The organism is Pseudomonas sp. Fl5BN2, from assembly GCF_009908205.1.
GTDB lineage: Bacteria > Pseudomonadota > Gammaproteobacteria > Pseudomonadales > Pseudomonadaceae > Aquipseudomonas.
In genome coordinates this window covers 1-799 of sequence record NZ_JAAARL010000058.1, presented here as the reverse complement: position 1 = coordinate 799, position 799 = coordinate 1, and the positions used below count along the sequence as shown (strand labels likewise).

Below are 799 nucleotides of genomic sequence, written 5' to 3'. Positions count from 1 at the left end.
GTCTCTGACACCCCGCCGCCACCGCTGACTCAGGAACAGAAAGACGCGCTGGAAAAACTCAGGGATGCGCTGAAAGAACAGCCCCGCCCTCCAGTGACGCACACCCCAGCGACCACTTCACTGATCGACGAAGTCGTCTAGCCCAGTAAAGCCGGCGGCCCCGTCTGCACCGCAGCCGGTCCGCCGGCGCAGGAAAGAGCAACGAGCATCAGGCCGCTGCCTCGCCACGCACCTGTCACCAACTGCCCGACGCACCACCGCCGCCACTGGAGCCGCCGCCCCCCGAACTGGAGCTGGAGCTGGAGCGGGTGCTGGAACCGCCACCGCTGCTGCCGCTACTGGCGCCGCTGCTCCAGCGAAAATTTCTGCTGCCGGCAAACAGGACAAAAGCGATGAAATAGGCGAACGGTAGGACCGCCAGCCAGGAGTGCAACGAGTTCCAACCACCGACCGCAGACTCAAGCAACAGAGTCAGCACCAGCAGCACTCCCAGCCGCCACCGAAAACCCTTGGCACTCTTCTTCCAGCTGTTGCGCATCATCCGGTACAGCAGCCAATGACCGCCCAGCACCAGCAACACGCCCGCGGGCACTGCCAGGCCATACAGGAAGGTCGCACTGCCCAGGTACTGGCTGACCAGGGTCAGCAGCGCGATGTACAGCAGCAGGCCCAGCACGCCATAGAACACCCGGCGCGCTTGCCACAACCCACCGAAGGTAGCGCCGCCCACCAACATGCACAGCGGCACCAGGAGCAACTGCATCGGCCACTCTCGCCCGCCCACCACGCCCACCAGCAA

General features: G+C 65.0%; 1 pseudogene. It reads right to left on the bottom strand.

Annotation, left to right across the window (positions count from 1 at the left end):
- Positions 1-235: 235 nt before the first annotated feature.
- Positions 236-799 (bottom strand): annotated as a pseudogene (locus GV819_RS32540) (TPM domain-containing protein); the annotation flags it as partial.